At 68.1% G+C, this 25,651-nt stretch carries 23 protein-coding genes and 1 pseudogene; 12 read left to right on the top strand and 12 right to left on the bottom strand.

Translation table 11 applies throughout. The features are described 5' to 3' along the window. The first annotated feature begins 361 nt into the window (after positions 1–361). The 3 genes and pseudogenes from ACSMXR_RS08635 to ACSMXR_RS08625 all read left to right on the top strand — a co-directional run. On the top strand, positions 362–1,108 hold the full coding sequence (locus ACSMXR_RS08635; RefSeq protein ID WP_473171553.1) for a hypothetical protein: 747 nt from the start codon (positions 362–364) through the stop codon (positions 1,106–1,108). Next, entirely contained in the window at positions 1,105–2,712 is a 1,608-nt protein-coding gene (locus tag ACSMXR_RS08630) for an ORC-CDC6 family AAA ATPase (protein ID WP_473171552.1), read from the top strand. The genes ACSMXR_RS08635 and ACSMXR_RS08630 overlap by 4 nt, the downstream gene beginning before the upstream one ends. A gap of 313 nt (positions 2,713–3,025) precedes the next feature. Further along, positions 3,026–3,118 (top strand): annotated as a pseudogene (locus ACSMXR_RS08625) (glutamine synthetase); the annotation flags it as partial. A gap of 72 nt (positions 3,119–3,190) precedes the next feature. On the opposite strand, the gene ACSMXR_RS08620 reads toward ACSMXR_RS08625, so the two are convergent. From ACSMXR_RS08620 to ACSMXR_RS08610, 3 genes are all read right to left on the bottom strand, one after another. Then, positions 3,191–3,868 carry a hypothetical protein gene (locus tag ACSMXR_RS08620; RefSeq protein WP_473171551.1) on the bottom strand — a complete coding sequence of 226 codons (678 nt, stop codon included), beginning with the start codon at positions 3,866–3,868 and terminating at the stop codon, positions 3,191–3,193. A gap of 281 nt (positions 3,869–4,149) precedes the next feature. Then, positions 4,150–4,446, bottom strand: coding sequence for a hypothetical protein (locus tag ACSMXR_RS08615; protein WP_376184741.1), 297 nt, complete (start codon positions 4,444–4,446; stop codon positions 4,150–4,152). A 90-nt stretch (positions 4,447–4,536) separates the two neighbouring features. Next, positions 4,537–4,875 (bottom strand): hypothetical protein, encoded by a 339-nt coding sequence (locus ACSMXR_RS08610; RefSeq protein ID WP_473172355.1) that lies wholly within the window; start codon positions 4,873–4,875, stop codon positions 4,537–4,539. Positions 4,876–5,035: 160 nt separating this feature from the next. Here ACSMXR_RS08610 and ACSMXR_RS08605 point away from each other — a divergent pair, with 160 nt between their 5' ends. Next, a complete protein-coding gene (locus tag ACSMXR_RS08605; protein ID WP_218527760.1) occupies positions 5,036–5,800 on the top strand; it encodes a GntR family transcriptional regulator in 765 nt (254 codons plus the stop codon). Between the two features lie 117 nt (positions 5,801–5,917). Here the strand turns inward: ACSMXR_RS08605 and ACSMXR_RS08600 are convergent, their stop codons facing one another. The 5 genes from ACSMXR_RS08600 to ACSMXR_RS08580 form a co-directional block, all read right to left on the bottom strand. Beyond that, positions 5,918–6,454: a GNAT family N-acetyltransferase gene (locus ACSMXR_RS08600; protein WP_050495592.1), complete on the bottom strand. Its 537-nt coding sequence runs from the start codon at positions 6,452–6,454 to the stop codon at positions 5,918–5,920. A 13-nt stretch (positions 6,455–6,467) separates the two neighbouring features. Beyond that, a complete protein-coding gene (locus ACSMXR_RS08595; RefSeq protein WP_473172354.1) occupies positions 6,468–7,028 on the bottom strand; it encodes a lasso peptide biosynthesis B2 protein in 561 nt (186 codons plus the stop codon). 157 nt (positions 7,029–7,185) lie between these two features. Next, positions 7,186–9,003, bottom strand: coding sequence for an albusnodin/ikarugamycin family macrolactam cyclase (locus tag ACSMXR_RS08590; protein ID WP_473171550.1), 1,818 nt, complete (start codon positions 9,001–9,003; stop codon positions 7,186–7,188). Positions 9,004–9,071: 68 nt separating this feature from the next. Continuing rightward, the gene (locus tag ACSMXR_RS08585) at positions 9,072–9,206 is read right to left on the bottom strand and encodes an albusnodin family lasso peptide (protein ID WP_107057946.1); all 135 of its coding nucleotides are present in this window, start codon (positions 9,204–9,206) and stop codon (positions 9,072–9,074) included. Between the two features lie 79 nt (positions 9,207–9,285). Next, positions 9,286–9,783: an ATP-binding protein gene (locus ACSMXR_RS08580; RefSeq protein WP_473171549.1), complete on the bottom strand. Its 498-nt coding sequence runs from the start codon at positions 9,781–9,783 to the stop codon at positions 9,286–9,288. A 247-nt stretch (positions 9,784–10,030) separates the two neighbouring features. On the opposite strand from ACSMXR_RS08580, the gene ACSMXR_RS08575 reads away from it, so the two are divergent. After that, on the top strand, positions 10,031–11,308 hold the full coding sequence (locus ACSMXR_RS08575) for a twin-arginine translocation signal domain-containing protein (RefSeq protein WP_376184737.1): 1,278 nt from the start codon (positions 10,031–10,033) through the stop codon (positions 11,306–11,308). Between the two features lie 31 nt (positions 11,309–11,339). Here ACSMXR_RS08575 and ACSMXR_RS08570 read toward each other — a convergent pair whose 3' ends face one another. Beyond that, positions 11,340–11,939: an acyl-CoA-like ligand-binding transcription factor gene (locus ACSMXR_RS08570; protein WP_137232798.1), complete on the bottom strand. Its 600-nt coding sequence runs from the start codon at positions 11,937–11,939 to the stop codon at positions 11,340–11,342. A 163-nt stretch (positions 11,940–12,102) separates the two neighbouring features. On the opposite strand from ACSMXR_RS08570, the gene ACSMXR_RS08565 reads away from it, so the two are divergent. Beyond that, entirely contained in the window at positions 12,103–13,653 is a 1,551-nt protein-coding gene (locus ACSMXR_RS08565; protein WP_473171548.1) for an MDR family MFS transporter, read from the top strand. 270 nt (positions 13,654–13,923) lie between these two features. Beyond that, complete coding sequence (locus tag ACSMXR_RS08560) at positions 13,924–14,736, top strand: putative protein N(5)-glutamine methyltransferase (protein WP_473171547.1); 813 nt, start codon at positions 13,924–13,926, stop codon at positions 14,734–14,736. Here ACSMXR_RS08560 and ACSMXR_RS08555 read toward each other — a convergent pair. Then, positions 14,721–15,257, bottom strand: coding sequence for a pyridoxamine 5'-phosphate oxidase family protein (locus tag ACSMXR_RS08555; RefSeq protein ID WP_473171546.1), 537 nt, complete (start codon positions 15,255–15,257; stop codon positions 14,721–14,723). The genes ACSMXR_RS08560 and ACSMXR_RS08555 overlap by 16 nt on opposite strands. Before the next feature lie 170 nt (positions 15,258–15,427). Between ACSMXR_RS08555 and ACSMXR_RS08550 the strand changes: the two genes are divergently transcribed. Further along, positions 15,428–18,424: a bifunctional [glutamine synthetase] adenylyltransferase/[glutamine synthetase]-adenylyl-L-tyrosine phosphorylase gene (locus ACSMXR_RS08550; RefSeq protein WP_473171545.1), complete on the top strand. Its 2,997-nt coding sequence runs from the start codon at positions 15,428–15,430 to the stop codon at positions 18,422–18,424. A 237-nt stretch (positions 18,425–18,661) separates the two neighbouring features. Next, positions 18,662–19,882: a lipase family protein gene (locus ACSMXR_RS08545; RefSeq protein WP_473171544.1), complete on the top strand. Its 1,221-nt coding sequence runs from the start codon at positions 18,662–18,664 to the stop codon at positions 19,880–19,882. A gap of 80 nt (positions 19,883–19,962) precedes the next feature. On the opposite strand, the gene ACSMXR_RS08540 is transcribed toward ACSMXR_RS08545, so the two are convergent. Continuing rightward, entirely contained in the window at positions 19,963–20,910 is a 948-nt protein-coding gene (locus ACSMXR_RS08540; protein ID WP_473171543.1) for a phosphatase PAP2 family protein, read from the bottom strand. Positions 20,911–20,986: 76 nt separating this feature from the next. Further along, positions 20,987–22,030, bottom strand: coding sequence for a LacI family DNA-binding transcriptional regulator (locus ACSMXR_RS08535; protein ID WP_218527768.1), 1,044 nt, complete (start codon positions 22,028–22,030; stop codon positions 20,987–20,989). 368 nt (positions 22,031–22,398) lie between these two features. On the opposite strand from ACSMXR_RS08535, the gene ACSMXR_RS08530 reads away from it, so the two are divergent. From ACSMXR_RS08530 to ACSMXR_RS08520, 3 genes are read left to right on the top strand one after another with little or no spacing between them, the layout of a single operon-like run. Beyond that, positions 22,399–23,670: an extracellular solute-binding protein gene (locus tag ACSMXR_RS08530; protein WP_137232789.1), complete on the top strand. Its 1,272-nt coding sequence runs from the start codon at positions 22,399–22,401 to the stop codon at positions 23,668–23,670. 19 nt (positions 23,671–23,689) lie between these two features. Beyond that, positions 23,690–24,709, top strand: coding sequence for a carbohydrate ABC transporter permease (locus ACSMXR_RS08525; protein ID WP_103509061.1), 1,020 nt, complete (start codon positions 23,690–23,692; stop codon positions 24,707–24,709). Next, positions 24,706–25,584, top strand: coding sequence for a sugar ABC transporter permease (locus tag ACSMXR_RS08520; RefSeq protein WP_218527770.1), 879 nt, complete (start codon positions 24,706–24,708; stop codon positions 25,582–25,584). The genes ACSMXR_RS08525 and ACSMXR_RS08520 overlap by 4 nt, the downstream gene beginning before the upstream one ends. Positions 25,585–25,651 lie beyond the last annotated feature (67 nt).

Raw genomic sequence — 25,651 nt, 5'->3', positions numbered from 1 at the left:
AGAGCTCCCAGCAAAGCAGCGAGACCGGGCGTCACGTCCCCCTCGAAAGATCATTACGGGACAGGACTTAGGAAGGGCATGGCTACTCCGACGAGGCCGCGTCAGGCTGACGCATATGAGCTGTGCCGGAGCAGGGCACGCGGCTCTGGCTCCCGAGCGCCGGTCGGCGTGGGGCGACCGAGGCAGAGCCGGGCAGTCGCGCCGGTGTTGTGGGCTGAAGATGGACAGGAAGGGAGCGAGGGTGATCGCTTCCCCAAAGCCGTTCCACCGCTTTGGGGTACTCGAAACACGCAAAGCGGCGCTACTCGTAGCTAAGACAAGCTGGAGACAGCTCAGGACACGCCTGCTAAATTTATACGTTGTGACGGAACGAAGCGACGCAAACGCCCACAGCGCCGAGGCAAAGATGCTCCGCCTGCACGAGTCCTGCATGCGGCACATCAAACATGCAACGTCGGAAGTCGAGCCGCAGATAAACGAGATCCTGCACCTTGAGGCCGATGTGTCAGCTTGGCTCGGCGCGCTAGAGCAGCAGCCTGAAGTGCAACAGCTAAATTCGGCGCATCAAGATTTTGGCTTGGCGCTCTATAGTGCAATGAGTGGACTCTATCGTCAGTCATTTGCAAGCCTGCGGTCATTTCTGGAGGTCACGGCCGGCACTGCGTACCTTAGCTCGCTTGAATTTAAGCGTCGTCAGTGGGTCAGTGGCACGCTTGACATCAGTTGGTCATCTATCATTTCCCCTGATGAAGGGGTGTACTCAACGGCATTTTTGCGCGAGTTTTGCCCTGAGGCGATCTCTGAACGAACACAAGCGATTTCTGACCTGAAGAAATCATACAGGAGATGCTCGGAATATATTCACGGCAACGTGTCCACATCGCTTCTCCTTCCAACGGAAATTTCTTATAAGGATGCCGTCCTGAAGGAGTGGATCGCTACTGCGAAGACTACTCTCCTTTCGGTTATCCACTGTTTTATGGTGCGTTATTACAAGGACTTTCGGGCGGATCAGCGTCAAGCTGTCGAAGCTTGCCTGGAAGAGCATTTCTCTAATTTCAGATCAGTTCGATCGCTTCTTGATCTACCGATGGAGGAAAGTAAGTGAGTGCCAACGAGTTGAATTTTCGCACAGAAGATCTGACCCTGGAGGAGGTCGGAACCTACTTTGTTGAGACGCCTTTCGATCGCCAAACGATCAACACGCTCAAGAGCAAGAAGACTGTCGTCCTTCAGGGGGCGCGCGGAGTGGGCAAATCATTCCTGCTGAGGGTTGCGCAAAAGGAACTTGACGAAGGCTTCAGTGAGTCTCGCACTCTTGCTGTCTATGTGACCTTCAATAAGGCTGGGCTGCTCCAGTCTTCAGACGCTGATCGATTCAAGCACTGGATGCTCGCGAAGATATGTAACCGCATTATCCGCGAAGCCAGGAAGAAGGGTTTGATTCACCACAAGAGTTCAATATTTTCAACCCTCTCAAATGACGGTGATGACCAAGCAGTCGAGATCAGGCTTCAAGGGCTGGAGCAAAAACTAGAAGATGCATGGAAGGGTTCGGGTTCATCAATAGACGTCGATTCTAAAATTGACCCCGAAGTAATCAAGGATGCAGTTGAGGATCTCTGTGACCAGGCGGGGGTTCGTCGCATCGTCTTGCTAGTCGACGAAGCGGCGCATGTTTTCATTCCTGAGCAGCAACGGCAGTTCTTCACCCTCATGCGGGACCTGCGCAGTCCCTACCTCTCGGTGAAGGCTGCCGTATACCCTGGCGTGACATACTATGGTGATTCATTTCAGCTAAGCCACGATGCAGAAATGATCAGCGTCAATCGCGATATCTTGGACGCCAACTATCTTGGTTCCATGCGGGATATTGTGATCAGGCAAGACTCTGATCTTGAACAGCAGATTAGTAAATATGGAGAGGCGTTTGACGCCCTTGCCTTCGCGGCGAGCGGTAACCCGCGCGTCCTCCTGAAGACAATGTCATCAACCGTGCCACTAAACACGTCAAACGCTCGGCGTACCATGCGGGAGTATTATCGAGATGTAATTTGGGGTGAACACTCCTCGCTGGGTGATCGGTATGTCGGACACCGTGAGGTGATCGATTGGGGGCGTCAGTTTATTCAGTCTCATGTGATTCCCGTACTCCGCCAGAAACATCGCAATCCGGATGGTGAAGGTGATAGGAGAATCTTCATTTGGATTCACAGGGATGCACCTGCGGCAGTAAAAGAGGCTCTCCGCCTCCTTTGTTACAGCGGTATTCTGCATGAGGCTGGCAGTGGTTTGGTTGCCACTCGCGGCATTACGGGTACTCGGTACATGCTGAACATTGGCACTCGAACGAGCCCAGAGGCAGACCCAGTGGCCAGTACCACGTGGCTAAGGCGGTCTATCCAGATAAAGCGCATGGTCGAGTTCGGTGCCAATCATGAGCTGTACGAAAGTATCGCCCGTCTCGACGTAGAGAAGATGGATGAGGGTCGGAAGGAATTTCTTAAGTCGCAGCTCGACCGGTCAGTTGATGATCTCGATCTGACTGTGTTCGCACGGGGGCGACTGAAGGAGCTCGGGTTTAACACGGTAGGGAAGATTCTGGCAGCCAGTGAAAGAGACTTCCAGCAGGCTAGAGGGGTAGGCCCCGTGAGGTCACGCCAGATGATGAATGCGGCGACTACTGCTGTGCTGGAGTACCTGTCGGGGTGATAAAGCTCGATCCCGGTTGCGCACGTTCGGGCACGCTCGACGGAGACACCCGCTGTAGCATTCACGTTTGACGTCAACAAGATCAGACGTCTACAACCTCCGCAACCTGCATCCGGTGACCGGGTGCGGCCTTCTCAAGCGAAGTCTGATTGAACTTACAAAGCAGGTGTCGTTACAGCCTCAGGAGCGTCCGGTGCGTGACGTCCCCGGGGCGTGGAAGATCGCTCAACGAGAATAACGTTGACAACCGCTGACAGCTCGGCTAAGCGCCACGGTGCTAATAAAGGCTTGACCGCAGATCGGAAGCGCCTCGGATCGCTTCCTCTGCAACAAGTATCAGGGGCGGGAGAAGCGCCGCAGCGAGGTCACGGCCTTCGAGCTGAAGAACCTGCTGCCGGTGCTGTAGCCCTGGATGTAAGACTGCGGGCCGACGGTGTTGCATCGTCGGCCCGCAGTCGTTGGCAACGTTCTGGCGCGGTCAGGGTGCCGCGGCCCAGACATGGAGCGGTCCGCTGACCGAGACTTCGTTGGTTGTTTCGTCGGCGATGTGCTCGATCACCGCCATCGCCACAGCACCCTTGTCCGTGACGGAGCACACCGCGGCGCCTTCGACGAACCCCCGCCGCTCACGATCGGGGCGCTGTGCGAGGGCCAGAGCGCCGAAGCCGGTCCCCGCCGCGGCCCGGCAGGAATCGAACGACTTCGGGGCGTCGGCGCGGAGGAGTCCCACGCGGGTGTTGGGCAGTGCGCGCAACATGTAGTCGGCGATTCCGGTGCAGGTGTCGGGCCAGTACAACAGCTCCGCGCCGCCGGGCTCCTGGACCGCGCCGTTGTCCTCGTCCTCCGTCCGGCTGGTGCCGTCGTCGAGGTCGACGAGCTGCTGCTCGTGCTGCGTGCACGGGACAGGCGCGAGACCCCACATCGTGCTGAGCGCCGCCGCGTACCCGTCGGGTGCCGTGAGGTCGGCCTCCGGCGTCGCTGACGAGGAGGCGGACGGTGTCTTGTCCGTGGCAGCGGGCGTCTCGGGCTCCGTCGCGTCCGGGTCCTCGGAGGGAGGCGTGCTGGACGGGCTGGGGGAGGCGGGCCGGGTGACGCTGTCGACCGGGCCGGGGGCGGGTGCGGCGGCCGGCCCGGAGTTGTTGCCCCCGAAGGCCACGGTCACCAGGATCCCGACCAGGGGGATGGCGATGCCTCCGACCCACCAGGCCCATCGCGGAGGGTCGGTGCGCGGAGGCGTGGGAGGTGCAGGCGGGTACGGCGGTGGTGGTGGAACCGGCGCTCCTGAACCTGATGGTGTACCCATGTCCCCCTCCGACAGGCCGACTTCGTGCGACGGTCCAGCCTAGCGATCATGAGGCACGGTGCACTCGGGTTTCACGGCATCTGCGGCCCGTACTCGCCGCGCGACGGGTACGGGCCGACAGGTGGCCGGTGGCGCTAGACCGGCGGTGTTCCTCGAGGTGACGGTGCGGGCGGCGGGTTCGGTAGCGGGGGGCCCGGGTTCGGTGGGGTTTTCGGGGGGCCGCTGCCGTGTTTGCCGTCGTTCAGGAGCTTGCGGGTCGTCAGGCCGTAGATGCCGAACGGCGGGAAGAGGTCGACGCGGCGCGGGTAGTCGCCCTCCGCGCACTCCTCGCAGATCAGGTCACGGCCGGCGGGGGTCTGCCGGGCGGCGGTGACCGGGGCGTTCCAGCATGCCTCGCAGGTATGGACGTCCGTCGTGGAGAGGGCGATCATCCGGGCCTCCCGGGTGGGGCCGGTAACGCCTGGTGGGTGCTGCGCATCAGGTGCCTCCGTCTCTGGTGGGGCTGATGTGGCTGGTGGTGCTCACCGACGGGTCTCCCGCCAGACGCGGACGAGCTTCGTCGCGTCGGGGCAGATCGCGCCCGTCCGGCATGCGGTGCAGGTCATGGTGTGGCCGAGCAGGGCGCGGTACGCCGTGTCCGGGGATTCGGTCGTGGTCACGTTCGCCTCTCTGCTGATCTCGGCCCAGACGTATTCGGCGGCGCGGTTGAGCGTGTGGCCGTAGCGGTCTGCCGTGGCCAGGGCGGCCAGGACGGCCGTGTGGGCGGTGGCACTCAGCTCGGCGGGGAGATCGGCCTCGACGCGGAAGGCGTCCAGGCCGGTGGTGACGCGCGGTTCGGTGCCTGTGGCGGCGGCGAGCATGCCGGTCAGCGCCGCAACCCGCGCTTGTGCAGAGCGCACACTTCTCCCCTGGTGAACCGAATGTCACTCCATGTAATGCTGAATATTCAGCTTCAACCTGATGGGTTAGCTTTGTCAACAGCGACGCCCATATCGACGCCGAACACACGGAGCTGCTCAAATGCCACGTGATACGCCGTACTTGAAGGTGGCGGATGCTCTGCGGGCTCGCATTCGGGCCGGCGAATGGGCGGTGGGGGACAAGCTGCCGTCCCGGGCCCGGTTCGCCGAGGAGTACGGCGTCGGCCAGTCCGTGGCGCAGCGGGCCATGGAGCGCCTGATCATCGAGGGCATCCTCGAAGGCCGCGCCGGCTCCGGTACGTACGTCCGCCGGGCCCGCGAGCGTCGGCGCATGGTCCGCTCACGCCAGCGCGAGCAGCACGGCAAGAGCCCCTTCGCCTCGGCCATGAAGGAGCTCGATCACGAGGCGGACTGGGAGTGCACCAGCACGGCGCGCGTCCCCGCGCCCGAGGACGTCGCGGAACGGCTGGCGATCGAGCCCGGCGACCTCTGTGTCGTGACCGACTACGAGTTTCTCGCCGACGGCCTGCCCGTACAACTCGCCAAGAGCTGGGAGCCGATGGCCATCACCGACGGCACGCCGGTCCTCCTCCCGGAGATGGGGCCGCTCGGCAAGCTCGGCGTCGTCGAGCGCATGCGTTCCATCGACGTGAACATCGCCACCGGCATTGAGCTGCCCCGCCCGGCCCGCGCGACGCGTGAGCAGGCGAATCTGCTCGGGATCTCCGTCGGCGACCTGGTCATCGAGATCGAGCGCACGTACTTCGACCGGGACGGCCGCCCTGTCGAGACGGCGAACATCACCGTGCCGGACATCCGGTGGGAGATCGCGTACGAGATCCGCGTCGATCAGCCGGATTCCTGAGCGGGGGGGAGGGTGTTGATGCCGGGCTCCCTTCGGGGCCGGCATCTTCCGTCGTCCGTGAGCCGGGCCCGTAACTCGTAACCCGTTGTCCGTGACCGCGCGCCCGGCTTCGGCGGGTCAGGCCGTGATGACCGACGGTCCGGTGAACTCCGATGCCAGCGCGTCCATCAGGAGTTCATCGCAGACGGTGCCCAGCCAATAGCCCGCCTCGCGGAGGGTTCCCGCGGTGCGGAAGCCGGCCTTCTCGTAGGCGCGCACCCCCGCCTTGTTGGGGGCGAGGACCTTGAGCCAGACCATCCGCAGGTTGGTGATGTGGAACGCGTAGTCGAGGACTAGCCGGGTGGCGACCGTGCCCAGTCCGCGTCCGCGCGCCTCGGGAGCGAGCATCACGACGTACTCCGCCGTGCGTACGGACGGGTCGGGCAGCAGCGTGGCCACACCCGCCGGTACCGGACTGCCGGTGGCGAGGTCGTACACCGTGAAGCGGATGTTGTCCCCGCGCAGTTGATGGGCGATGCCCTCCGTGCGCGACTCCAGGGACACCGGCTGCTGGCGTCCGTAGCCGACCAGGAGTGCCGGGTCCTGTTCCCAACGCCAGTACGTCTCCACCAGGTCCGCCCGATACGGGCCGAGCGCACAGGTGTCGGTGCCGATCCAAAGAACGGGTTCAGAGGCGGTGCTGATGGCGGGCTCCGATGGTCAGTGCTGGCGTGTACGCGAGGGTCGAGGACGGTTCGGCGACCGAAGCCCCGTCCGCAGTCTGCACCCAGGCGTGCAGCCGGACAGGGTCTGCGGCGATTCCGTGACACCAGACCACGGAGAGCCGCCGGGTCGCGAGCAGGAGCGTGGCAGCGACTGATTCTTCCAGGCAGGCAGTTCGTGCGGGTGCATGCCACGCGGAACGGCGAACGGCGAGGACCGCCTCCACCGCCTCTGCGGGAGAAGCCGGTCGACGGGTCGCGGAGGAGGAGGCCTGGAGAGCCACGATGAGCCGGTTCATCGCCCGCTTCCTGCTACCGGCTCGCTCGATGCTCCATGTTGCGGCGAGAGCAGCGGCCGCCGCCGCACTGAAGGGGCCGGTTCCCCGCGTAAGCCCTGCCGGATGCTCGGTCCCGCCCCAACTTGCCGCAGGAGCTGGTGCCGAGAGCGGCACGTCCCATGGCGTGGGCTTCCGTGTGGGGGACAGGACTCCTGTGCGGATCAGGTGGGCCGCCAGTGGCGGCGGCATTGCGGTGAGCCGACCGGATCGGGCCGCCTCCTGCCAGTGAGCCGCACTCTTCGGCAGCAGACACCGCACATGGCCGGTCCGGTAGTCGATGAGAACCAGGACGTGAGGGAAGGCGACGGCACGGACGTGCCGGGAGGCGTGAGCGAACGGCGAAACCTCAGTCATGACACGGTCCCGCAGGCGTGGAGGTCCACACGGGCTCAGGTTCTCGAGCGTGCGCCACCAGCCAGGCCTCGGCACCGAGAGCCTGCTCGAGAGTGGCCAGAGGCATGGGCACGCCGGCTGCGGCCTGGCCCAGGGACGGAACCAGCTTTGCGGCATCGATCAGCCCCATTTCTGCAAGGTGCCCGTGTGCCAGTTCAAGGAGTTCGGGCATGTTGGCCCGGAGGCCTGCGTAGTGGTCGGCGTCGAAGCTGCCTTTGGTCTGCCGGTTTGCGACGGCACGAGGTAATAGACCGGCCATCGCCTTGCCCAGAAGCGGTTTGTAGGAGTGGAGAGGGGGACGTAGGTCGATGGGCGTCCGGAGTACGGCGTCCACGACCAACGGGTCGAGGAAGGGGTTGTTGAGATCGATCCCCGAAGCCGCGGCCAGTTCGGCGTCCGCGACAGCGGTGCGTGCGACTTCGCGGACCTCGTCCACCAGTGTGCGTACCGAGGCGTCGAGGCCGGGCATCCCGTCCGGGGCCGAGGCGGCTCGGAGCGCGCTGGCGCTCAGCAGGGCAGGTGCGGCGGCACCGGCCCACGAGGGACAGGGCAGCAGGGGAAACCAGCCGACCCTTCCATGGTCGTTGCGTCGCCTTCCACCGATGGAATCGACGAGTTCGGAGAGGGCGCGAGCGCGGGCCGTCCGCGAGACGAGGACAGCGTCGCGCAAGATGGGTACGGGAGACGCGCGGCGTAGCCTGGCCCAGCCGAATGCCTCGCTCACGGCACGCCTGACGCGGCCGTGGCGGACGAGGTCGGCAAGGTGGACGGGTGGTTGGAAGAACAGGCTGTCGCCGCCGTCGCCCGTCATGTGGGTGCGGGTTCCGCATTCCTGCCGCAACCAGCGGAACTGCCCCATGAGCCGGGCCTGCGTGATCGTGGAGGGAGCCGGTTCGTCGGTCGCCGGAACGGCGGACATCGCGGTGTACGGCAGGTGCTTCGCCGACATCGCCAGCAGACGGTGATTGATCCGCCCGGAGTACGCATGGGCTGCCTGGCGTGCGTAGCGCAGGTCCGCGCCCGCGGTGTCGCCCTCGGGATGGACCGTGATGGCGTTGAGCCGCATGCCGTACGGGAGAGCGACAGCGGCGAGAGCAGTGACAGAGGTGGAGTCGAGTCCGCCCGAGAGGTCGCAGGAGACCTCCGGGTCCGACACGACTCTTTCGGTGACGGATGTGAAGAGCGCCGTGCGCAAGCGTTCTGCGGGTGGCTGGGACTCGTCCGGATCTGGAATCCACGCCGTTGTCGTCCGAGGGGCGCTTCCGTCGATCGGCAGAACGATCCGGCACCCTGGCGGGAGTTGTTCGACACCTGCGAAGAATGTTCGTCCCTCGCAGAGCACGGGAACCGACGGCAGGAAGATCGAGCAGGCGAGGCGTTCCGCGTCCACCGTGGCACGAGTGAGCGAGGCCAGAGCCCTGGCTGAGCTGGACCATACCCACCCGTCGTCGTGGCCGACGAGATAGATGGGGCGGGCGGAGGCCGGGTCGGTATGGATCACGACGGCTTCTTCGGATTCTTCGATGACCGTGTAGGCGCCTGGCCACCTCCAGGCGACGTCCTCGGGCAGCGCCGGACTCAGGCGGTGCAGATCGGATTCCTTCGCTCCGCACCGCCCGAGGATGAGCACCTGTCGCCGACCGCCGGGACTGGTCACGGACCGGACCGGAACGGCACCGAGCGCCCAGGTGTGGAGCCGCGAAGAGAGATGGCGAGATCCCACGGGCCGGAATCCCGGTCGGGAAGGGGAACCGCTACCACCGAAGATCATGGTCAGAACTCCAGAGTCGAGGTCAGCCCGTGGGTGCGGGCGCTGGGGCCCGCACCCACGAGAAGGAATCAGCTGTTGTAGGCGCGGCGCTTGTCCTCGCTCTGGCCGCCGCCCTGACCTTCGGTGAGCACGGTCGCTTCACCGATCTCGACAGGGAGCAGGTCGTTCTCGTCGGTGTTCTCCGCGATCTGAAGTGGGTTCATGACGTTCTCCTTCTGTTGGGCGATGGGTGACTTGACGCCGGGCTGAATGGACCGGGTCGGGTGTGAGGAACGTGATCTGTCAGCGGTCGCTGACAGCCGTCAGGACCCCGGGCCCCGTACGGACGAGAGGCCGGAGTACGTTGAGGAACCGCTGGACGATGGCTTGCGATGCGCAACGAAGGTCGAGGGACCGTCGCTTGGCCGATGGCTCCATGGGCAGGGCCAGCTCTGCCCAGACCCGCTTGCCCCGCGAGGTGTTCTCGGCTCCGCAGGCGATCGACAGGTGCTCGACGAGCACCATGCCCCGGCCGCTTTCGGAGTCAAGGCTCGGGCGGCGGAACCGGGGCAGAACCGGGGAGCTGTCGTGGACCTCGATCAAGAGCCTGCCTCGGCCGATGTCCGCACGCACGGTCACCGTGAGCAGGTCGCCGGCTCCGTGAGACACGGCGTTGGTGACCAGTTCCGAGACCACCGTGGTCATAGCCAGGTGGCTGTCCTCGTCCTTGGGCAGGCGCCAGGTGCTGACGAGGGCGAGCAGCCGCCGACGGCTGATCGCTGCCGAAGTGTCGGTGCGCACCAAGTAGAAGCTTTGGCAGCTCACATGCCTCACGAGAATCCCTTTCGTCGGAACGCGCCCTGGACTCGAATGGGATGCCCACTCTCGGGAAAGGCTTGTTCCATCCGGTCGTTACGCCTGCTGGTGTTTACTCAACTCCGTTACAGGACAACAGTCGTGGGCCATCCAGTGGTGCAAATTCCTGCCGGGGGGCCGCTTTGGGGGGCCAGAAATCGACATGACACTTCCAGGAGCTTGGGGGGCGGGCATGATGGCACCGGAAGGCATCGGGGCACTGCTGAGGGGAAGCCGCGAAGCGGCTGGCCTGACGCGTGAAGAACAAGCGTCGGTGTTACAAGCGGCTCAGGGCGGAAAGTGGTTCGACCCGGAGAATTTGAAGCGCTGGGAGACCGAGCGGCGCCTGCCCACGCCGATCTGGCACACACTGCTCGCCGAGTGCTACGGCAGGTCCACGGAGGAAATCGTGCGTGCCGTCGTGGCCAGCCGACGTCATCGAAGGCTCTATCGGCTGATTGATCAAGAAAAGAGGGAGGAGGGCTCGGTAGTGGACCGACGGAAGTTTCTCGGCGTGGCAGCGGCGGCTACGGGAATGGCGGGGGTGCCGGACATCTCGGAGGCGCGGCAGGGGATCAATGCGGGCCTGTCCGCCTCGGACGGCAGTGATCTCGCCTATCTGAACGGGGCATTCGAACGTCATCGCGGTGGATATCGGGGGCGTCCGCCCCACGAAGTGCTGGAGCAGATGAAAGCCGATCTCGACCTGCTGCGGGAGCTTCTCGGCCGTCCGCACCCGGCTGCGGTGCGCAAAGACCTGGCGCGCACGGCTGCCGGCATCACCGGCTTGGTGGCTGTCATCCAGCATGATCGAGGCGAGCAACGGGACGCGGTCGGCTGGTTCGCCACGGCCGAGCAGGCCGCTCGCGAGTCTGGCGATCGCCACATGCTCGCCTGGGTGCTCAGTCGGCACGCGATGGTGCCGCTGAACTACGGAGCCCCGAACGCCGCCGCAGTGATGGCCATGCGAGCCCGAGCCGAAGCCGGCCGGTCTCCGAGTGCTGCCGCTGCTCTGGCCGCGGCCGTGACTGCGAGGTCACTCGCCTCCGTCGGGGACCGGGAGGGAGCGCTGCGAGCGGTCGGTGACGCCCGCGCCACCGCGGCGCGACTCGATTCGGCGCAGGTGGCCGATACCTGGTTCGGCTACCCGCCGCAGAAGCACCACGTGCACCTTTCGCAGGCGTTCACGCTCATGGGGCGGACCCGCGAGGCGTACGCCGAGCAGGAGTCCGCACTCGCGCTCACCAAGGCCCCGTCCGTCATGACTCGCGCGCTGGTCGCCGTCGATGGTGCGGCCTGCGTCCGGGCGGACGGCGATCCGACCACTGCGGCCGGCCTCGCCCTCGATGTCTGGCGTCAGCTTCCCCCTGCCTACCGGGGCGGCTTGGTCCGCTCCAGGGTCGAGTCGTTGTGCCAGTCACTTCCCGGGCGTACGGGGAACACGTTGCGCGAGGCGCTGGTCAGCCGCTGAGGCCTCGCGGGGAAGGTCGGACCCCCCACCCTCACACGAACCCCCGCCCCATCTCGTCCAGGATCTCGTCGATCACCGCCGCCGGCTCCCGTGCCAGGTCCTCCTCGATCCACATGCGCATCGCGATCCGGAGCGAGGACAGGAAGCCCGCCGCCAGGACGATCGGGCGGACGGGGGCGGACGACGGGCCCGGGCGGGCGGCCACCGCTTCGGCCAGGTCGCGTTCCAGGGTGGCGTGGTTGGCCAGTTGGCGGGCCAGGAGGGAGGGGTGGCGCATCGCCAGGCGGGTGCGTACCGCCCATTCGCGTTCCGGTGGTGCCACGCGTTCCGCGAACTGGGCCACCGCCGCGCGCAGGGCCGGCCAGGCGGGTTCGTCGGTGGGGCGGTCGCGGACCGTGCGGACCAGGGCCCTGATCTGCTGCTCCTCGCCGTAGAGGAGGGCGTCCTCCTTGTTGGTGAAGTAGTTGGAGAACGTCCGGCGGGAGATTCCGGCCGCGTCCGCCACCGCCTCGACCGTCACGTGGTCGAAGCCGTGTTCCACCGTCAGGCGCAGGGTCGCCTCGTGCACGGCCTGTCGGGTGGCTTCCTTCTTGCGTTCCCGGAGGCCCGGTCCCGCGGTGCTGCTGTCCATGGGGGCATTATCCCCCGGGTCCGAGATTGTTGCGCAGTGGGCAAAATTGCGCAGTGTGCATGTATGGTGAAGTCTTCTCCCTCCCGTACCGGCGTCGCACGCGGACCAACCCGTGGCCACCGCCTTGTACGGGCCTCTCGTACGAGCTTTCCGGAGGTTGCGCGTGAGCGCAGCAGACACCGCCGCCCCGGCCGGGGCCCCCGCCGCCGCACCCATGGACCACCGTCACATCCTGCGGGCCCTGAGCGGGCTGCTCATCGTCCTGTTCGTGGCGATGATCAGCAGCACCGTGGTCTCGGTCGCGCTCCCGCAGATCATCGGGTCCCTCGACGGCACGCAGTCGCAGTACACCTGGGTCGTCACCGCTACCCTGCTGGCCTCCACGGCCTCCACCCCGATCTGGGGCAAGCTCGCCGACCTGTTCAGCAAGAAGCTGCTGCTCCAGATAGCCATCGGTCTTTTCGTCGTCTCGTCCGTCGCCTGCGGGTTCGCTCAGTCCACCGAGCAACTCATCGCCTTCCGCGCCGTCCAGGGGCTCGGGATGGGCGCGCTCCAGGTGCTCGTGCAGGTGATCATCGCCGCGATGATCAGCCCGAAGGAACGCGGCCGCTACAACGGCTACCTCGGCGGTGTCATGGCCGTCGCCACCGTCGGCGGGCCGCTGCTCGGCGGGTTCATCACCGACGCCTCCTGGCTCGGCTGGCGCTGGTGCTTCTTCATCGCCGTGCCCTTCACGCTGCTCGCCTCCGTGATGCTCGCCCGCACCCTGCACCTCGCCGAGGTCCGCCGGCCCGACACCAAGGTCGACTACCTCGGCGCCTCCCTCATCGCCGCCGGAGTCAGCCTTCTGCTCCTCTGGGTCACCTTCGTCGGCGACGACTTCGGCTGGCTCGCCTGGCAGAGCGGACTGATGGTCGGGGGCAGCGTCGTCATTCTGACGGCAGCCGTTCTCGTCGAGGCGCGCGTCAAGGAGCCCGTCGTTCCGCTGCACGTCGTCCGCCGCCGGGACCCCGCCCTCGCCATCGTCGCCAGCCTCGCCGTCGGCATGGCCATGTTCGGCGGTGCGGTCTTCCTCGGGCAGTACTTCCAGATCGGCCGCGGCTACTCGCCGACCGAGGCGGGACTCCTCACCATTCCGCTGATGGCGGGCGTGCTCGTCTCCTCCACCGTCGCCGGCCGCCTCGTGTCGAAGACCGGCAAGGTCAAGCCGTTCATCGTCGCCGGTGTGGTCGTGCTCGCCGCCGGCTTCCTCGGGCTCTCCTTCATCGATCACCGGACCTCGCTCGTCCTGGTGTCGGCCGGCATGCTCGCCGTCGGAGCCGGGGTCGGCATGTCGATGCAGAACCTGGTGCTCGTCCTCCAGAACACCGTTCCGCTCAGCGAGATCGGCGCGGCCAGCGGGGCCATCACCTTCTTCCGCTCCCTCGGCGGCACCATGGGCGTCTCCGTGCTCGGCGCGGTCCTCGCCCACCAGGTCGCGAACAGGATCGCCGACGGGCTGACGAAGCTGGGCATCGATCCGGCGGCCTCCGGATCCGGCGGATCCACCCTCAACGTCGCCGCCATGCCGCCCCAGGTCCAGGACGTCGTCCGGGCCGCGTACGGGGAGGCCACCGGGCACATCTTCCTCATCTCGGCCGGCATCGTCGTGGTCGGTGTCATCGCCTCCCTGTTCCTGACGCCCACCAAGCTGCGGGACAGCGTGGATCTCTGAGCCGCCCGCCCCGGCCCGTACCGCCCGCTTTCGCGCCCTCGCACGGGTGCGGAAGCGGGCTGTTGTACTGTTGCGACCCCCGTACGCCACGGGGAACGATGAGATCGACCGAGGAGGTGAGACCCATTACCGCTGGATCAGGCTGGGTGCTCACCCCGCGCGATCCCATCGGACGACCGGCAGCACCAGCACCAGCACCTGCAGCGGCTGACCGGACGGTCTAGGACGATCGCGGAGCGCCCATCGGTTTTCCCGAAAGGCTTCGCTCGTATGCCGGTTCACCCCACCCTCCCCCTCTCCTCCACCGTCGTCGCCCTCCGTCGCGCCGGCTGTGTCTTCGCCGAGGACGAGGCCCGCCTCCTCCACGAGGCCGCCGCCTCCCCGGACGAACTGTCCGCCCTCGTCGACCGCCGCGCCGCCGGGCTGCCCCTCGAACACGTCCTGGGCTGGGCGGAGTTCCACGGCCGCCGCTACGCCGTCGACCCCGGCGTCTTCGTGCCCCGCCGGCGTACGGAGTTCCTGGTGGCGCAGGCCGCCGCCCTCGCGCCCCGCCGGGCCGTCGTCGTCGACCTCTGCTGCGGGTCCGGCGCGCTCGGCGTCGCCCTCGCCGCCGCGTCGGACGCCGCCGAACTGCACGCCTGCGACGTCGAACCCGCCGCCGTGCACTGCGCCCGGCGCAACGTCGGCGAGCTGGGCCAGGTGTACGAGGGCGATCTCTTCGCTCCTCTTCCCGCCGCCCTGCGCGGCCGGGTCGACGTGCTGCTGGCCAACGTCCCCTACGTCCCCACCGACGACGTCGAGCTGCTGCCCGCCGAGGCCCGCGTCCACGAACCGCGCGTCGCCCTGGACGGGGGCGGCGACGGCCTGGACGTCATGCGCCGGGTCGCCGCCGAAGCGCCCGCATGGCTCGCGCCCGGCGGCAGCCTGCTGGTGGAGGCGAGCGAGCGGCAGCGGGACACGGCGGTCGAGGTCCTGCGCGCCGCCGGGCTGAGCCCCCGGGTCCTGGTCTCCGAGGAGCTGTACGCCACCGTCCTCGTCGGGACGGCGGCGTACAGTCCCTCGGAGGATCACCCGAAGCGGTAGCGCGTCTGGCTGTACGGCTCCCCCTTGCCGAAGCCGAAGGCCGTACGGGGGTGGACCGCGAACACGTGGGCGTGGCCCGCCTCCGCCTGGACGAAGCTGCCGTCCTCGACGCCGAAGTGCCAGTCGGCGCCGTACTTCGCCTCCCACTCCCGGGCCAGGGCGGTCAGCCGCTCGTGGTCCGTCACCCGGTCCGCCCGGCCCTCCACCACGATGTCGAAGCCGGAGTCCAGGGTGTTCGCGCCCGTCGTCAGGACCACCTCGGGGTTGGCCGCCAGATTGTGCGCCTTGCGCTCCTGCGGGCCCGTGCAGAAGTGGAGGGCGCCGTCGGACCAGACGCCGATCAGCGGGGTGACATGGGGGCGGCCGTCCGGGCGGACCGTGGACAGCCAGTACAGCGGGGCATCGGTGAGCACGGCGGCTGCCTCCGGCCACGGGCGGGCCGTCGCGCCCTCGCTGCTGTAGCCAGAGTGCAGCTCGGTCGCGGGGAGGCGGGCGGGCCGGGGGCGCTCGGTCGTGGACATGGTTCCTCCGGGAGGGCGTCAAGGGGTGCTGTCAGGTGCTTTCCCCGTAGGTGGACTCCACCCCCGCCCCGAATTCATCGGCACAGGACTAGGCTCGGAGAGCTGTGACGCCGGCGAACGAAGCGGCCGAGCAGTTACGCAGATCGGTTCGGGCGGCGGGAGAGCGTGCAATGACGACGGTGCCGGGGCGCAGGAGCAGTACGTTCACCCGGTTGCTGCGGCACGGATTCACCGACCCGTCCGCCGCCGAGCAGCTCCTCGACCTGGACGAGCTCGCCTCCGTACGGTCGGATCCGGTCCTCCTGGAGGCGCTCGGGGCCACCGCCGACCCGGATCTGGCCCTGCGGGGACTGGTCCGGATCGTGGAGGCCGAGGCGGCGGACGAGCGGCAGGTGCTGCTCGACACCCTCGTCACCGCCAAACCCCTGCGCGACCGGCTCCTCGGGGTGCTCGGCGCGTCGGAGGCGCTCGGCGACCATCTGGCCCGGCACCCGCGCGACTGGCAGGCGCTCGTCACGTACGAGGCAATCGACCTGCACCCCGGGGTCGCCGAGTTCGAGCGGGGGCTCGCCGACGCGGTCGACCCGGACTCGCTGCGGGTCGCCTACCGCCGGTGCCTGCTCACCCTCGCCGCCCGGGACGTGTGCGGCACCACCGACCTCGCCCAGACCGCCGCCGAACTGGCCGACCTCGCCACCGCCACCCTGCGCGCCGCGCTCGCCATCGCCCGCACGGCCGCGCCCGAGGACGCCGCGCAGTGCCGGCTCGCCGTCGTCGCGATGGGCAAGTGCGGCGGGCGGGAGCTGAACTACGTCTCCGACGTCGACGTGATCTTCGTCGGGGAGGCGCGCGACGGGGTCGACGAGACCAGGGCCATGCAGGCCGCCACCCGGCTGGCCGCCCACATGATGCGGATCTGCTCCGAGACCACCGCCGAGGGCACCATCTGGGAGGTCGACGCCAACCTCCGCCCCGAGGGGCGCAACGGACCACTGGTGCGCACCCTCAGCTCGCACCTCGCCTACTACCAGCGCTGGGCCAAGACCTGGGAGTTCCAGGCCCTGTTGAAGGCCCGCGCGGTGGCCGGCGACCCCGAGCTGGGCGCGGAGTACGTCGAGGCGGTGTCGCCGCTCGTCTGGGGCGCCGCCGACCGGGAGAACTTCGTCCCCGACGTACAGAAGATGCGCCGCCGCGTCGTCGACAACATCCCCGCCGACCGCATCGAGCGGGAGCTGAAGCTCGGACCCGGCGGCCTGCGGGACGTCGAATTCGCGGTCCAGCTCCTCCAGTTGGTGCACGGCCGCAGTGACGCCTCGCTGCACAGCGGCTCCACCCTGGAGGCGCTGCGGGCGCTCGCCGAGGGCGGTTACGTCGGACGCGCGGACGCCGCCCAGCTCGATGAGGCGTACCGCTTCCTGCGCTCGATGGAGCACCGGATCCAGCTCTACCGGATGCGCCGCACCCACCTCGTCCCCGAGGACGAGGCGGATCTGCGGCGGCTCGGCCGGTCGCTCGGGATGCGCACCGACCCGGTGGCCGAGCTGAACAAGGCCTGGAAGCGGCACGCCTCCGTCGTGCGGCGGCTGCACGAGAAGATCTTCTACCGGCCGCTGCTGGACGCCGTCGCCCAGCTGGCCCCCGCCGAGTCCCGGCTCAGCGCGAAGGCCGCGGCCCACCGTCTGGAGGCCCTCGGGTACGCCGACCCGGCCGCCGCCCTGCGGCACCTGGAGGCCCTCTCCTCCGGGGTCTCCCGCAAGGCCGCCATCCAGCGCACCCTGCTGCCGGTGCTGCTCGGCTGGTTCGCGGACTCCGCCGACCCGGACGCCGGGCTCCTCGGCTTCCGCAAGGTGTCCGACGCGCTCGGCAAGACCCCGTGGTACCTGCGGCTCCTGCGGGACGAGGGCGCGGCGGCGGAGAACCTCGCCCGAGTCCTCTCCGCCGGCCGCCTCGCCCCGGACCTGCTCATGCGGGCTCCGGAGGCGGTGGCGATCCTCGGCGACCCGGAGGGGCTCACGCCCCGCACCCGGGCCCACCTGGACCAGGAGGTGCTGGCCGCGGTGGGGCGGGCCGGGGACGCGGAGTCGGCCGTCGCGGTGGTGCGCGGGGTGCGCCGGCGCGAGCTGTTCCGTACGACGGCCGCCGACCTCATCGGCTCGTACGGCACCGAGGACAGCCCCGCCGAGCAGGACCACGGGGCGCTCGTCGACCGCGTCGGCTCGGCCGTCACCGACCTCAACGCCGCCACCATCGCGGGCGCGCTGCGGGCCGCCGTCCGCGAGCGGTGGGGCGACACGCTGCCGACTCGGTTCGCCGTCATCGGCATGGGCCGCTTCGGCGGGCACGAGCTGGGTTACGGCTCCGACGCGGACGTCCTCTTCGTCCATCAGCCGCGCGAGGGCGTGAGCGACGAGGAGGCGGGGCGGGCGGCGAACGCGGTCGTGGGGGAGATGCGGAGACTGCTCCAACTGCCGACCGCCGACCCGCCGTTGCTCATCGACGCCGATCTGCGGCCGGAGGGCAGGACCGGGCCGATGGTGCGCACGCTCAAGTCGTACGAGGCCTATTACCGGCGCTGGTCGCTGGTCTGGGAGAGCCAGGCGCTGCTGCGGGCCGAACCGGTGGCGGGCGATGCGGAGTTGGGGCGCGCGTTCATCGAGCTCGCCGATCCGCTGCGGTATCCGATGGAAGGGCTCGGCGAGGACGCCGTACGCGAGATCCGCCGGCTCAAGGCGCGGATGGAGTCCGAGCGGATGCCGCGCGGCGCGGACCCCACGCTCCACGCGAAGCTGGGGCGGGGCGGGCTGAGCGATGTCGAGTGGACCGTGCAGTTGATGCAGATGCGGCACGGGTGGTCGGAGCCGGGGCTGCGGACGACGCGGACGCGCGAGGCGCTGGCCGCCGCGTGTGCGGCGGGGCTGATTCCGGCGGAGGACGCGGAGACGCTGGACGAGGCGTGGGTGCTGGCCACGCGGGTGCGGAACGCGGTGATGCTGGTGCGGGGGCGGCCGGGCGACACGTTTCCGTCCGAGGCGCGGGAGATGACGGCGGTGGGGCGGTACCTGGGGTACGAGCCGGGGCATGTCGGGGACATGTTGGACGACTATCGGCGGATTACTCGGAGGGCTCGGGCGGTGGTGGAGGAGCGGTTCTACGGGGCGGCGTCGTAGGGGTTCGCTCCCGGGGCCCGGCCCCGGGGCCCCTCGGGGCTCCGCCCCGGACCCCGCTCCTCAAACGCCGGAGGGGCTGATAAGGACGCCCTCAAGCGCCGGGCGGGCTGAAAAGCGCCCGGCGGGTGACAGGACACCCCCCCCGGCATCCCTACGGGCCCGAGGGGGCTTACCCCCTTCGCGGCCCGGGGGGTCGCTCCATGGCCCGGCGCAGCGGCCGACGGGCATGATCCATCCATGACTTTACGGCGAACAAGTATCCGGATCGCGGCTGGTGCGGCGGTCCTCGGCAGTGTCTCCGCCCTGGTGGCTCCGGTCTCGGCGGTGGCCGGCCCCCACCATGAGCGGGTGCAGGGCGGGGCTGTCGTCTCCGTCGAGCAGGCGGCCGACCTCACAGCGGAGGAAGTGGCCAGGGAGCTCCGGGGGAAGATCGACTCGGCCCAGGTCCGATTCGGTGTGACCGCCTATCGGGTTGTCTACCGCACCACTGACAGCGCAGGCGCCCCCACGACCGCGAGCCAGCTCGTCGTCCTGCCCGAGAACGGGGCGCGCCGCCTGTCCACCGTCTCCTGGCTGCACGGCACCACCGTCTATCGCAAGGACGTCGCCTCGGAGAATCCGAAGTCGAACGACCGACTCGTCGCCCTGCTGTTCGCCTCGACCGGGCGGGCCGTCTCGGCGCCCGACTACGTGGGCCTCGGCTCGGGCGAAGGCTTCCACCCGTACGGCGACCCCGGGGCCACCGTCGCGGCCTCGGTGGACGGCCTGCGCGCGGCTCGGTCCTTCGCCCACCGGAGCGGCCGGGAGCTGAAGCGCAAGGTACAGGTCAGCGGGTTCTCGCAGGGCGGCCCCGCGACCATGCTGGTGGGCCGGGCGCTTCAGCAAGAGGGTGCCGACCGCTACTTCCGGCTGGGGGCACTCGCCCCGGTCAGCGGCCCGTACGACCTCTCGGCCTTCGAGGCCGCCGCGGCTGATGACAGGATCGCCAGATCCGGCATTTACCTGGCCTACTTCGTCACCGCCTGGAACAAGATGTATGGCCTTTACACGTCAGCCGGAGATGTCTTCCGCTCCCCCTACGACGGCAGGGTCGAGGGTCTTTTCGATGGCCATCACACCGCTGAGCAGATCGTCAACGAACTCCCGCCGGCGTCCAAGGACCTGTTCACCGAGGACTTCCTCAACAAGATCCGCAAGCCCGACGGTGTCCTGAAGGAAAAGCTGCGCCCGATGGACAACACATGCGACTGGCGGCCGAGCGTACGGGTGGAGATCTTCCACGGTCGGGGCGACGAGGACGTCGACTTCGGTCACGCGGCCTACTGTGCCGACCAGCTGACGAGGAACGGCGCCGCACACCGGCTGACCGACGTCGGCGACTACGACCACAACGGATCGGTGCGGCAAGCACTGCCTCGAATCGTCAGGTTCTTCGACGAGGCGGCCAAGACCGACTGAAGTACGTCACCGGTGACGGTGGGGGCGCGGGCCGGGCGTCAACGAGGTGGCGCGCCACCCCGTTCCTCGCCGTACGAGGACTACGCCCTGCGCGCCCCGGCCGTCTCCGTCTCCGGCTCCGGTTCCGACGCCGGGCGTGGCAGTCGGGCGGCGCGCAGTCCGGTCAGCCGGCTCTTCCCGTCGCCGGACTTGGCGGGCACCCACTTCGGCAGCCGGTGCGGCAGCGAGCCGTACCAGACGCGGGAGACCGCGTAACCGAACGCGAGGCAGGCCACGCCGCCCACCGCGTCCAGCCAGAAGTGGTTGGCGGTGGCCACGATGACCACGAGGGTGAGCGTCGGGTAGAGCAGGCCCAGGATGCGGGCCCAGGGCGCCGAGGCCAGGGCGAAGATCGTCAGGCCGCACCAGAGTGACCAGCCGATGTGCATCGACGGCATCGCCGCGTACTGGTTCGACATGTTCTTGAAGTTGCCCGACGCCATCGAGCCCCACGTCTCGTGCACCAGCACGGTGTCGATGAAGTTCGCGCCGTTCATCAGACGGGGTGGCGCCAGGGGGTAGAGGTAGTAGCCGAGCAGGGCCACCGCCGTCGTCGCGAAGAGGACGAGCCGCGTCGCCGCGTACCGGCCCGGGTGGCGGCGGAACAGCCAGACGAGAACGCCGATGGTCACGACGAAATGCAGCGTCGCGTAGTAGTAGTTCATCGACACGATCAGCCATGTCACGGAATTGACCGCGTGATTGACCGTTTCCTCGAAGGCGAGACCGAGCGTCTTCTCCGCCGACCAGATCCAGTCCGCGTTGCGCAGGGCCGCCGCCTTCTGCTCCGGAACGGCATTGCGCACGAGTGAATACAGCCAGTAACTGACCGCGATGAGCAGGATCTCGAACCAGAGCCGGGGACGCCGGGGCGTCCGCAGCGAGCGGAAGCGGGCGGACCAGCCGGCCTCGGCCGTCCGGTCGGCCACGATGGGTGAAGGACCGGCCGTCGACCGGCCTTCCTGTGCTGTCACCTGTGTTTCACCCATAGGCAGAGAGTCTTCCATAGAGATTCCCCTGCCCCCGATCATCCTCCGGTCGGGTTCGGGTCGCACATCCTGCGTCTCAAGGACGAGGCGGGGACCCCGAGCCGCCTGCGGGTCCGGCGGCCGTCGAGCCGCGAACCACCAGCTCGGGCATGAAGACGAACTCGCTGTGCGGGGCCGGGGTTCCGCCGATCTCCTCCAGGAGCGTGCGCACCGCGGCCTGGCCCATGGCCGTCACCGGCTGCCGGATCGTCGTCAGCGGCGGATCCGTGAACGCTATGAGCGCCGAGTCGTCGAAGCCCACGACCGACAGATCGCGCGGCACGTCCTTCGAGAGCCGGCGGGCCGCCCGGATCGCCCCGAGCGCCATCATGTCGCTCGCGCACACGACCGCCGTGCAGCCGCGCTCCATCAGGGCGGAGGCGGCCGCCTGACCGCCCTCCAAGGTGTACAGCGAGTGCTCGATCAACTCCTCCACCTCGTCCGGGGCGAGGCCCAGCTGCTCCCGCATCGTGGCGTGGAAGCCCTCGATCTTGCGGAGCACCGGAACGAAGCGCTTGGGGCCGAGCGCGAGGCCGATGCGCTGGTGGCCGAGCGCCACCAGATGTGTCACCGCGAGGCGCATCGCCGCCCGGTCGTCGGGCGAGATGAACGGCGCCTGCACCTTGGCCGAGAAGCCGTTCATCAGGACGAAGGGGACGCCCTGGCCGCGCAGTTGCTCGTAGCGCTGGACATCGGCCGAGGTGTCCGCGTGCAGCCCGGAGACGAAGATGATGCCGGAGACGCCCCGGTCCACCAGCATTTCGGTGAGTTCGTCCTCGGTGGAGCCGCCGGGGGTCTGGGTCGCCAGCACCGGGGTGTAGCCCTGCCGGGTCAGCGCCTGGCCGATGACCTGCGCCAGCGCCGGGAAGATCGGGTTCTCCAGCTCCGGGGTGATGAGGCCGACCAGCCCCGCGCTGCGCCTGCGCAGTCGCACCGGGCGCTCGTATCCCAGGACGTCGAGCGCCGCGAGGACGGATTCGCGGGTGGTCGCCGCGACTCCGGGCTTGCCGTTCAGGACTCGGCTGACCGTCGCTTCACTGACCCCCGCCTGAGTTGCGATATCGGCAAGCCGTGCGGTCATGGGATGGGACTGTACCGGGCCGGTGTCGGATTGCCCACCGTGCGCGGGGTGGTGCGGAGGCGCCGCGGCGTGGCCGTGGGGGAGGTCTTCGGCGGGCTTTCCGGCAACGTCTTGCAAGGACTTGCGGTACTGGATCGCGGACTGCGGTCAGATCGTCGCACTGCGGATATGCCGTGCCGTGTCTGCCTCTGCCAGGGGCGGATGACCGCCGTCAAGGGGCTTGACGGCAACCTTGAGGACACGCGAATGTAACGATCGCCAAGGCTTGCAGAAATCCTCCGCAAGGTCTTTCGGTCGTCTTTCATCCTTGTTACGTTCACGTCGACCCGGCGCCGCGACGGAGCGGTACGGCAGTTGAAGGAGTTCAGATGCGACGTGGCATAACGGCCACCGCCCTGGTCGCGGCCCTGGCGCTCGCGGCGACCGCCTGCGGCAGCGACGACGAGTCCGGCGGCAGCAAGAGCTCGGGCGAGCTCTCCGGCACCGTGACCTGGTGGGACACCTCCAGCGTCGGCAGCGAGGACAAGGTCTTCAAGAAGCTGGCCGAGGGCTTCGAGAAGAAGCACCCGAAGGTCGACGTCAAGTACGTCAACGTGCCCTTCGGCGAGGCGCAGAACAAGTTCAAGAACGCCGCCCAGGCCGGCGACGGCGCGCCCGACGTGATCCGCTCCGAGGTCGCCTGGACGCCGGACTTCGCCAACCTCGGCTACCTGGCCCCGCTGGACGGCACCGCCGCCCTGAAGAACCAGGACGACTTCCTCAAGCAGGCCGTCGCGTCCACCAAGTACGAGGACAAGACCTACGCCGTCCCGCAGGTCATCGACTCCATGGGCATCTTCTACAACAAGAAGCTGTTCAAGGAGGCCGGTGTCGAGGCGCCCGCGAACCTGGACGACCTCAAGACCGTCGCCAAGAAGATCAAGGACAAGACCGGCAAGACCGGCCTCTACCTCCGCGGCGACGACCCGTACTACTTCCTCTCCTTCCTGTACGGCGAGGGCGGCGACATGGTCGACGCCTCCTCCAAGAGCGTCACCATCGACAAGCCCGAGGGCGTCAAGGCGTTCAAGGCGGTCAAGGCCCTGGTCGACGACGGCACCGCGAAGACGGACGCCTCGGACGGCTGGGAGAACATGATGCAGTCGTTCAAGAACGGCGACGTCGCGATGATGATCAACGGCCCCTGGGCCGTCGCCGACACCCTGACCGGCAAGGAGTTCACCGACAAGGACAACCTGGGCGTCGCCCCGGTCCCGGCCGGCTCCGCCGCCCAGGGCGCCCCGCAGGGCGGCCACAACCTCGCCGTCTACGCGGGCTCCAAGAACCTCGAGGCCTCCTACGCCTTCGTCGAGTACATGACGTCCGTGGACAGTCAGGCCACCGCCGCCGGCGAGCTGAACCTGCTGCCGACCCGCACCTCCGCGTACGCCAAGAAGGAAGCGGTCGACAGCGAGATCGTCGGCTTCTTCAAGCCGGTCGTCGAGACCGCCGTCGAGCGCCCCTGGATCCCCGAGGGCGGCAGCCTCTTCGAGCCGCTGCGCGTCGAGTACACCAAGGTCCTCACCGGCCAGACCACGCCGGAGAAGGCCGCCAAGTCCACCGGCGACTCCTACCGCAAGCTCCTCGAGGGCTGGAAGTAACAGGAAGGTTGGCCGACTGATGGCTGTCCACACCAGCCAGTCGGTGGTGAAGGCCGCGGGCGAGAACACCGCCCGCGGCCGGAGCCGCGGTACTGGCACCCCACCGCCGACCCCCGGCCGCCTGAGGCGGGCGCTGTCGGTCCACTGGTACGCCTGGGCCATGGTCGCCCCGGTCGTCGTCGTGATCGGCGTGATCATCGGCTACCCGCTGGTCCGCGGCATCTACCTCTCGATGACCGACGCCGACGAGCGCAACGTCGCCCGCTCCATCGGCGTCAACGAGATCCCCGCCACCTACGAGTTCGTCGGCGCGGACAACTACGTCGACGCGCTGACCGGCTCGCAGTTCCTCGGCACGCTCGGCTGGACGCTGGTGTGGACCGTCTCCTGCGTGAGCATCACGTTCGTCCTCGGCATGGCCCTGGCGAACATCCTCAACCGCCGCATCGCCGGCCGCTCCGCCTACCGCATGGCCCTCATCCTGCCCTGGGCCATCCCCGGCTTCGTCTCCGTCTTCGCCTGGCGCTTCCTCTACAACGAGGAGCGCGGCCTGCTCAACAAGATCCTCGGCGGCGCCGGCATCGACGCCGTCCCGTGGCTGAACGACCCGACCTGGGCCAAGTTCGCGGTCATCGCCGTCAACGTCTGGCTCGGCGTCCCGTTCATGATGGTGGCCCTCCTCGGCGGACTCCAGTCCATCCCCTCCGAGCAGTACGAAGCGGCCGAGATGGACGGCGCGACCGCCTGGCAGCGCTTCCGCCACATCACGCTCCCCGGACTGCGCCCGGTCTCCACCACGGTGGTCCTGCTCTCCACCATCTGGACCTTCAACATGTTCCCGGTGATCTTCCTGCTGACCCGCGGCGGACCCGGTGAGGCGACCCAGATCCTGGTGACCCAGGCGTACAAGTTCTCCTTCGAGATCAGCCCGCGCGACTACGCGCAGTCCTCCACGTGGGGCGTGCTGATCCTCGCACTCCTGATGGTCTTCGCCGTCGTCTACCGGCGGGTCCTGCGCTCCCAGGGAGACAACTGGTGACCACCGCGACCGACACCCCCGCCCGGCACGCCGTCCGCAAGGTCCGCCTGCGCGGCGAGCGCTCCCCGCTCGCCTCCGTGGTCCTGCACCTGACCCTGATCGTCGCCTCGGTGATCGCGGTCTTCCCGGTCCTGTGGGTCCTGCTGACCTCGCTCAAGCCCGCGAAGTACGCGACCACCACGGACTTCTTCCGCGAGACGACGCTCGTCAACTACACGAACCTGATCCGCGACACCGAGTTCCTCAACTGGTTCGCCAACTCCGTGATCATCTCCGCGCTCTCCACCGTGATCGGCGTCTTCGTCGCCGCCACCACCGGATACGCGGTCAGCCGCTTCCGCTTTCCCGGCAAGCGCGGGCTGATGTGGACGCTGCTCATCACCCAGATGTTCCCGGTCGCCGTCCTCATCGTGCCGATCTACAACATCATGTCGACCCTCGGACTGCTCAACCAGCCCACCGGTCTCGTCATCACCTACCTCACCATCTCGGTGCCGTTCTGCGCCTGGATGATGAAGGGCTTCTTCGACACCATCCCGCGCGAGATCGACGAGTCGGGCGAGGTCGACGGCCTCACCCCGTTCGGCACCTTCTTCCGGCTCATCCTGCCGCTGGCCAAGCCGGGCCTCGCCGTCACCGCGTTCTACTCCTTCATCACCGCCTGGGGCGAAGTCGCCTACGCCTCCGCCTTCCTGGTCGGCGACGAGAACCTCACCCTGGCCGGCGGACTCCAGAAGTTCGTCAACCAGTACGGAGCCCAGTGGGGCCCCATGACCGCCGCCTCCGTCCTCATCGCCATCCCGGCCGCCCTGGTGTTCCTCTTCGCCCAGAAGCACCTCGTCACCGGCATGTCCGCCGGAGCCGTCAAGGGCTGAGCACCTCCCGGACCCCAGCACCCGCACGCACCACCGCACCCGTCACGGCGGCGCCGGAACCCCGACC

Source organism: Streptomyces sp. DSM 106670, assembly GCF_055792845.1.
This window is presented reverse-complemented; position numbering and strand designations above follow the sequence as displayed.